The organism is Mycolicibacterium setense, assembly GCF_000805385.1.
In the GTDB taxonomy this organism is placed as follows: Bacteria; Actinomycetota; Actinomycetes; order Mycobacteriales; family Mycobacteriaceae; genus Mycobacterium; species Mycobacterium setense.
Window position 1 is genome coordinate 1 of record NZ_JTJW01000020.1, and the last position, 8,090, is coordinate 8,090.

The following is an 8,090-nucleotide window of genomic DNA, read 5'->3' on the forward strand; positions in this document are numbered from 1 at the left end:
TCGTACCTCCGTTTTCGAGCGGGCTGCCGTCCAGACCCGTGGTGGAACCGAGTCTGCACCATGCGTTGGTGATAGTCAACACACTGTCGAGTTTTGGGTTGACGTCGGTTCGGCTGAACCGCTCACGCAAAATGGACACTGTGTTGACTAATTTCAACTGTGAGTCTAATCTCAATCTGGCCAAGGCCGTGACACCGAACACCGGCGCACGGCGTCACAACCACAAAAAGAGGATTGACATGGCCACGAGATCGGACGTCGACCAGATCCAACCGTCGACTTCACGCGATGGAGAGAGCTACGTCTCCCACCGTGACGACATCCACTTCAACATGACCGGTGACTTCATGACGGGCGTGGATTTCTGGATTCACGCGACCGGTGAGACCACCAACGGCCAGCTGATCGTCATCGAGACGAATTGGGTGCGCGGTACCGAACCGGTCTGGCACATCCACCACCGCGAAGAAGAAGGCTTCTTCGTGATGGACGGCGAAATCAAGATCCACACCGAGGCCGGTTCGTACAACGCCAAAAAGGGTCAGTTCGTCTGGGGGCGTAAGGATCAGCGGCACACCTACGAGGTGGTCGGTGACGAAGCCCGGATTCTCGTGGTGTTCGTGCCCGGGCCCGACAGCAGTGGTTTCGAGCCCAACGGCGGTATCGACAAGTACTTCTACGAAGCGCGCGATCGTGAGCTCCGGACGCCCGAGCAGCTGCAGGCGGAGGTCGAGAACCTCAAGGTCAACTACGGCCTGGAGATGTTCCCCGAAATTCCACATCCGCGCGAACAGGCCTGAACGTGGTTGTCGTTTCAGGTATTTGGCGTTACTGACCATTGGAGTTGCTGTGACCATCGATGTATCTCTTGACACCGTGCCGCATTGGATCGGCGGTGCGGCCGTCTCCTCGACGGAGGGGACGCGAGCCGAGATCCATGATCCCGCCACGGGGCGCGTGATCGGGTCCGTCGTCTTGGGCGGTGCCGATGCCGTCGACGAAGCTGTAGCCAGTGCGCGCACTGCGGCGGTGGCCTGGGCTGATACCCCTGGCCCCGCCCGCGCAGCGGTATTGCATCGCTTCCGGGTGTTGCTGCACGAGCAGACGGACGACTTGGCGTCGATCATCACGGCCGAACAGGGCAAGACGCTTGCAGATGCCCGGGGAGAGCTGGCACGTTCGATCGAAGCCATCGACGTGTCGCTTTCGGTTGTGCAGCAACTCAAGGGCGAGTACGCCGAGCAGGTTGCCAACGGGGTCGACACGTACTCTTTCCGGCAACCGCTGGGCGTTTGCGCCGGCATCACACCGTTCAACTTTCCGGCCATGGTGCCGGTGTCGATGTTCGCCGCCGCCATTGCGTGCGGGAACGCGTTCGTGCTCAAGCCAAGTGAACAGGTGCCGTCGGCATCGGTGCGATTGGCGCAGATCGCGAGCGAAGCAGGATTGCCCGACGGCGTGCTCAACGTTGTGCACGGTGGTGTGGAGGCAGCCGGGGCTCTCATCGACCACCCCGATGTCGCGGCGGTGTCGTTCGTCGGCTCCACCCCTGTCGCCCGTGCGATCTACCGGCGCTCGGCGGAGGCCGGCAAGAAAGTGCAGGCCCTCGGGGGCGCCAAGAACCACATGGTGGTGATGCCCGACGCAGACCTCGATGCCGCGGCCGACGCCCTGGTTTCGGCGGCCTACGGGGCTGCGGGTCAGCGCTGCATGGCCGTGACGGTCGCGGTCGCGGTCGGCCCTGCTGCAGATGCGTTGGTGGCCAAGGTTGCCGAGCGCGCCAACGCGTTCACGGTGGGCCCGGGTGCGGCGTCGGGCACCGACATGGGGCCGTTGATCTCGGAGGGCGCACTCGATCGGGTCCGTGGGGCCCTACAGCGCTCCGTCGAGCAGGGCGGCCGACTGGTCGTCGACGGCCGTGAACGGACAGCACCCGGAGCCGGTTACTTCATCGGTCCCAGTCTCGTCGATGGCGTCAGCGTCGAGAGCGATCTCTATCGCGACGAAGTGTTCGGACCGGTCCTCAGCGTGCTGCGCGCCGAAGATCTCGAGCAGGCCCTGCAGATCGTCAACGAGAATCCCTACGGGAACGGCGCCATCATCTTCACGGGTAGTGGCGCGGCGGCCCGTCGATTCGCCCGCGGCGTATCGGCCGGCAGTGTAGGGATCAACGTGCCTATCCCCGTGCCGATCTCGTGGTTCGGTTTCGGCGGATGGGGCGACTCGCGCTTCGGTGATGACGGGCTCAACTACGACGCCTACCGCTTTTACACCAGGTCCAAGGTCATCACTCAGCGTTGGACAGAGCCCGCAACGGGCCTTGCCCCGCACTTCGTCGCGGCGGGCAGCCAGTGACCTCGCCACCCGCTGCCGCCCCTCCTCGACTGGACCACGTCGGCATCCTGGTGCGCGACCTGGACTCGGCACTCACGCACTGGTCCAATCGGTTTGGGGTCGAGGTCGCTCGCGCGGTCGAGGTTCCGGTCATGAGCATCAGCGCGGCGTTCCTCAACGTTTCCGGCGCAGAGGTCGAGCTGTACACCATGCACGACCTGGACGCGCTCGATGTAGCCCTCGACGGAGCACCGGCAAAGCTTGACCACGTAGCACTACGGCTGCACCACGCCGACGGTCCCGAACTCGCGGGCTGCGCCATCCGAGGGCCTGGGCGCGCGGAGCCGATCGCAGCACCGATCCTGATGGGAGACGCCACACATGTCTGGACCGAGCCTCCCGGGATCGATGTTCTGCTCCAACTGATCAGGCCGAGCGAGTGAGGTCTCGATCGATATCCGTTGCACCACAGGCGGTCCCGCCGACAGGCCGGCCGTAAACGATTCACCTTAGAAGAGGAGTGAAAATGGGACGCATGGAAGGAAAGGTCGCGCTGGTCACCGGCGCGGCCCGAGGTCAGGGGCGAGCACACGCGATCCGCCTCGCCCAGGAAGGTGCGGATATCCTCGCCTTCGACTGCCCGGCGAATGGAGGGGTTCCCTATCCCGTTGGCACGGCCGCTGACCTCGAGATCACGGTCAAGGAGGTCGAGGCGTTGGGCCGGCGGATCATCGCGCACCACGGCGATGTTCGCGCACAGGCTCCGCTGGACAAGCTGGTAGCCGAGGGCGTGCGGGCCTTCGGCGGACTCGATGTCGCCGTGGCCAACGCCGGCATCTGGACTGTGCACCCGTTCGCGGACATTCCCGAGGACGAGTTCTTGGATGTGCTCAATGTCAACATCATGGGGCCCTGGCGCACGCTGAAAGCGGTGACTCCCGCCATGAAGGCGCGCGGAGGTGGCTCGGTGATCATCACCTCGTCCGGCAACGGTGTCGAGGGATCTCCCCATTACGTCCACTACGTGGCATCGAAGCATGGCGTACTCGGCTTGGCGAAGAGCGCAGCACTCGAGTTCGGCCAGTTCGGCATCCGAGTCAACTCGCTGCTTCCCGGGCCGACCGATACTCCCGCCTTGGATTGGCAAGGTGGCTACGACCTTTGCGCGGGCAAGGGGCCGGGAAACGGTGTCAAAGAGGACTTACAGGGCGCGAAGTACTGGGCGGTCCTGCGGGATGTGGGCCTCCTGCCACCGCAGGCCATGAGTGAGGCGGTGCTGTGGCTGGCATCGGACGAATCACGATGGACGACAGGCCTGGAGATGTTGGTCGAAGGCGGTCACATGCTGATGCCGGGCCTCAATATGACGAAAATGGCCTTGGACAACCAATAGCGTCCGAGCACACCCTGGAGTCAGGTGAGCCCTCTGCGAAGGCGTCGATCACGCCTTTGCGGAGGGCTTGCGGCGTCTCACGGGTTTTTTGGCGGGCTTCCACTCAAGGCCATAGACCGTCCGCAGCCAAATGGTGGTCACCGTTTCGGCCATGTCTTCCAATGGGATCGCGTTCTCACTGCGCAGACTCATCAACGCAAGGTTGCGTTCGCCCATCCACATCAATGCTGCGGCCAAAGACCGGGCCGGTGGCCCGTCGATGGCCACGCCGGCGGCTCTGTCACGCTCGATGCTGGCAGCCGACGCGTCGATGAACCGGCCCAGGATCGTGTCCCATTGCGTCTGCAAGTCTGGCTCGGCCGCAGCGGCGTCGCCTACTTCACGGAGAACGTGACCATGCTGTTCCCATACCTGAATGACTTCCTTGACCGCGTGCTCGATGGCAGCCTCCGGCGGCATGCCTGCCGGACGCTCAAAAATCAGCTGCGACGCCTGGAACACGTCGGCGGTGACCCGGGAGAGCAGCGCAGACAGCAGCTGCCACTTGGACTCGAAGTAAAAGTAGAACGACGACCGCGACAGCCCGGCCCGCTTGGTGAGATCGTCGATGGAGATGTTGCGCAGTGGCACCGTGCGCAACATGTCGTAAGCACCTTCGAGGATGGCTTGCTCGCGCCTGTCACCTTTGATGTTGCGGCGGCCCACCCGTGTTTCCGCGGTGCTCGGGCCGAAAGGTGAAGTGGACGCCATGAGACACATGATAGGTCAGGCCTACCACGAAGCCGGCGTGCCGCGGACAGCGCATCGGCAAACTATCGACGGTGCGTTGATAATACTCAACATGTAGTGCATACTAAGTGGGATGGCCGGTCTGGCCTCATGGAGGCCGCGCCGGCCGTCTGTTCAGATTCTGCCGCTGATCTGCTTGCGCTCAAACGGGATTCGCACGCCGGCCGCGGAATGAAATGCTCTCTACGCGAAGCGGGAGTCAACCGTGTCCAACCTCGCAGACAATCTCGTCGCAACCGCCCACGCATACGGCGACCGGCCGGCCGTGAAGCTTGACGAGTACGTCGTGTCCTATCGGCAGCTCCACCACCACGCTTCGGCTGTGGCCGGAGACCTGCGAGCCCGGGGCGTGCTCCCAGGCGAGCGGGTAGGCCTGGTGCTTCCGAACGTCCCCGCATACCCGGTGTTGTTTTATGGTGCTCTACTGGCCGGCGCGGTTGCCGTGCCGATGAATCCACTGCTCAATGCGCGCGAGGTCGAGTACTACCTCACCGACTCGGGTATGTCACTGGTGTACGGGTTGGACGGGAGCGATGCGGTCGTGTCGGCCGCGGCGAAAGTCGGGATTCCTTCGGAATTGGTACCCGCCACGGGCCCAATGAACTTGTCCGGCAGCCCAATCTACGAAGCAACCGGTCGAACCGACATCGACACCGCCGTCATTCTCTACACCTCCGGTACCACCGGGAAACCCAAGGGGGCAGAACTCACCCACGGGAACCTGTCGACCAACGCCGCGACGACAGTGGACACATTGATCGAAGCGGGCCCGGAAGATGTGATCCTCGGTTGCTTGCCGTTGTTTCACGTCTTCGGCCTCACCTGCGGGCTCAATGCAGCGGTCAAATCCGCGGCCCTTCTCACCCTGGTCCCTCGCTTCGAGGCGGCCAAGGTTTTACAGATCCTGGCCCGCGATCGAGTGACGGTTCTCGAGGGTGTGCCGACGATGTACGCCGCGATGTTGCACTCTGGAGATGCGGACAACACCGACATGTCCTCGCTCCGCACGTGTATCACCGGCGGTGCGCCCATGCCCGTCGAGATTCTCAAAGCGTTCGAGCAGAAGTTCGACTGCGAGATCTACGAAGGGTACGGACTCTCGGAGACGGCACCCATCGCCTGCTTCAACCAGCCAGGGCACCAACGCAGACCGGGCACCATCGGAATACCCGTACGGGGCTGCGCGCTGCGGATCGTCGCCGACGACGGCGAGGACATTCCCGACGGTGTGCCAGGCGAGATCGTCATCCAGGGCGAGAATCTCATGAAGGGATACTGGAACCGGCCTGAGGCAACCGCCGAAGCCATCCCCGATGGGTGGTTTCGTACCGGGGACATCGCCATTCGCGATGGCGACGGGTACTACACCATCGTCGACCGAAAAAAGGACCTGATCATCCGGGGCGGGTACAACGTCTATCCCCGCGAAGTCGAGGAAGTCCTCTACGAACATCCTTGCGTCGCCGAAGCGGCGGTGATCGGCATCAAACACGCAGACCTGGGGGAGGAGATCGGCGCGGCCGTGGCACTCAAGCCTGGGGCGTCGGCGAAATCCGAAGAATTGAAGACCTTCGTCCGAGGTCGACTCGCCGCGTACAAATACCCCCGCGAGATCTGGTTCGTCGACTCATTGCCCAAGGGGCCGACCGGGAAGATCCTCAGGCGTGAGGTGCAGCCGCCCCATTCCGCCGAACTGGCTGAGGCGTAAGTGCTTTCAGCCATCGTGGCGAGGCTCGACGCTGCCGGGCCGAGCCTCGCCACGCCTCGTCAATCGACGGGAGACGCGACCTTGATGACTGCTTTACCTCGGGTGCCGCCGGACAGTGCCTGATTGAGGGTTTCCCGAGCGTTCTCCAGTCCGTCGACGATGGTCTCGTCGTACGTCAACGAGCCCTCGCCCAGGGCCGCGGCGATCTTGTCGATGATTTCGCCGTAACGTTCGACGTGGTCGGTAACGATGAAGCCCCGCAGGGTGGCTCGCTGCATCAACAACTGGTTTGCATTACGCAGGCCGGGCTGACCGCTGTCTTCGTTGTACGTGTCGTACTCCGAGATCAGGCCACATAGCGACACTCGTGCGCCGATGTTCAGCCGCCCCAGGACGTGATCCATTATCGGGCCGCCTACGTTCTCGAAGTCGACGTCAACGCCGTCGGGAGTCGCGTCGTCGAGTAACTCGCGCCAGTTGTCCGCGTGCCGGTCGACGCATGCGTCAAAGCCTAGTTCCTCCACCAAGTGTCGGCACTTTTCAACACCGCCGGCGATGCCGACCACGCGGGCGCCACGCTGCTTGGCCAGCTGTCCGGCGATAGAACCGACCGCCCCCGCAGCGGCGGAAACAACAACCGTCTCGCCTGGCTGGGGATCGCCCAACTCAACACCGATGAACGCAGAAATACCCGTGTGGCCAAGTATTCCGAGGAATGCGGGAAGCGGTGCCGGCAGCGGGTCGGGAAGAACTGTGAACGGAAATTCCAGAACGGAATCGTCAGCGACACAATAGTCTTGCCAACCGGTAAAGCCGAGGACGTACGCTCCGACCGGCAGATCGTCTCGCCGACTTTCGACGACCTGCCCGACACCGAGGCCTCGCATCACGGCACCCAACTCAACCGGTGGGATGTAGGAACGCAACTGACTCATCCAGACGCGGTTTGTGGGGTCGAGCGAGAGGTACAGGGTACGGACCAGCGCCTGCCCTTCGTCAATTTCCGGAACGCACTCCTCGATCCACTCGAGGTCCTTTTCGGTGACCGCGCCTTGCGGTCGGCTCTGCAGACGAAAGAGCCGGTTGATGGGTGTCGTCATGGCGGATCCTCGTTGGTCGCAGGGGGTTTGGGGTAGGGGTCGTCGCGCCGCGTAAGCGCCGCGGACAGGGCATGGCGGTGAGGCCACCGGCCAGAATAGACTGTGTGTCGGTATTAATCAACGCCATGTCGAGATAATGGGACAGCCACATCGCTGGACGCCGAGCACGCCTGAGTCCCTCGGGATGTGGGTATTGTCGACAGACTGTTGACTATTAACGACGCATAGTGCACTGTCGGATTTGAGCATCCGACTGTGAGGGCAGTCGACCGAGAGATGGAGGCGGCGCATGAGCGTACAAACGGACAACCGCGCGACGGTTGAGCGATTCTGGAAGGCCCTTGATGACGGCCCACCTCGTGGTGCGGCTCTCGAGGCGTGGAAGGACAACTTTGCCGAGGATGGCGTCTGGGAGATGCCCTTCGCGCCCGAGCCGCTCGCCGATACCGTCCCCGGTCGACACCTGATCGGTCATTTCATCGACTGGTTCTTCGACTCCGTGCCGGACCTCCGGATCGATTCGCTGATCGTGCACGACACGACCGACCCGGAACTCTTCGTTCTGGAACTGCACGGGAAGGCGACGGTCACGCAGACCGGCAAGATCTACGCCAATACCTATTGCACCCACATGCGGATCCGGGACGGCAAAGTTGTGCTGATCCGCGAGTACTTCAATCCCAATGTCGTGCTCGAGGCCTTCGGGCGCGACGTGATCGCCGAGGGTATGTCAGCAGTGATGGCGGCCGCCGGAGTGGGGGCCACC

The 8,090-nt window shown here is 63.1% G+C and carries 8 protein-coding genes; 6 read left to right on the forward strand and 2 right to left on the reverse strand.

The window, feature by feature from the left end; translation table 11 throughout:
* The first annotated feature begins 239 nt into the window (after positions 1-239).
* From QQ25_RS29610 to QQ25_RS29625, 4 genes are all read left to right on the forward strand, one after another.
* Positions 240-800, forward strand: coding sequence for a cupin domain-containing protein (locus QQ25_RS29610; protein WP_039327492.1), 561 nt, complete (start codon positions 240-242; stop codon positions 798-800).
* A 49-nt stretch (positions 801-849) separates the two neighbouring features.
* Complete coding sequence (locus QQ25_RS29615) at positions 850-2,355, forward strand: CoA-acylating methylmalonate-semialdehyde dehydrogenase (protein ID WP_082017752.1); 1,506 nt, start codon at positions 850-852, stop codon at positions 2,353-2,355.
* A complete protein-coding gene (locus tag QQ25_RS29620; protein WP_052236167.1) occupies positions 2,352-2,777 on the forward strand; it encodes a VOC family protein in 426 nt (141 codons plus the stop codon). The genes QQ25_RS29615 and QQ25_RS29620 overlap by 4 nt, the downstream gene beginning before the upstream one ends.
* 83 nt (positions 2,778-2,860) lie before the next feature.
* Positions 2,861-3,727 (forward strand): mycofactocin-coupled SDR family oxidoreductase, encoded by an 867-nt coding sequence (locus QQ25_RS29625; RefSeq protein WP_039327490.1) that lies wholly within the window; start codon positions 2,861-2,863, stop codon positions 3,725-3,727.
* Between the two features lie 48 nt (positions 3,728-3,775).
* Here QQ25_RS29625 and QQ25_RS29630 read toward each other — a convergent pair whose 3' ends face one another.
* The gene (locus QQ25_RS29630; protein ID WP_052236169.1) at positions 3,776-4,477 is read right to left on the reverse strand and encodes a TetR/AcrR family transcriptional regulator; all 702 of its coding nucleotides are present in this window, start codon (positions 4,475-4,477) and stop codon (positions 3,776-3,778) included.
* Between the two features lie 244 nt (positions 4,478-4,721).
* Here QQ25_RS29630 and QQ25_RS29635 point away from each other — a divergent pair, with 244 nt between their 5' ends.
* A complete protein-coding gene (locus QQ25_RS29635; RefSeq protein ID WP_039382906.1) occupies positions 4,722-6,224 on the forward strand; it encodes a long-chain-fatty-acid--CoA ligase in 1,503 nt (500 codons plus the stop codon).
* 59 nt (positions 6,225-6,283) lie between these two features.
* Here the strand turns inward: QQ25_RS29635 and QQ25_RS29640 are convergent, their stop codons facing one another.
* Entirely contained in the window at positions 6,284-7,324 is a 1,041-nt protein-coding gene (locus tag QQ25_RS29640; RefSeq protein ID WP_039382908.1) for an NADP-dependent oxidoreductase, read from the reverse strand.
* A 289-nt stretch (positions 7,325-7,613) separates the two neighbouring features.
* On the opposite strand from QQ25_RS29640, the gene QQ25_RS29645 reads away from it, so the two are divergent.
* The coding region (locus tag QQ25_RS29645) for a nuclear transport factor 2 family protein (protein ID WP_082017753.1) at positions 7,614-8,090 on the forward strand (477 nt) is incomplete at its 3' end.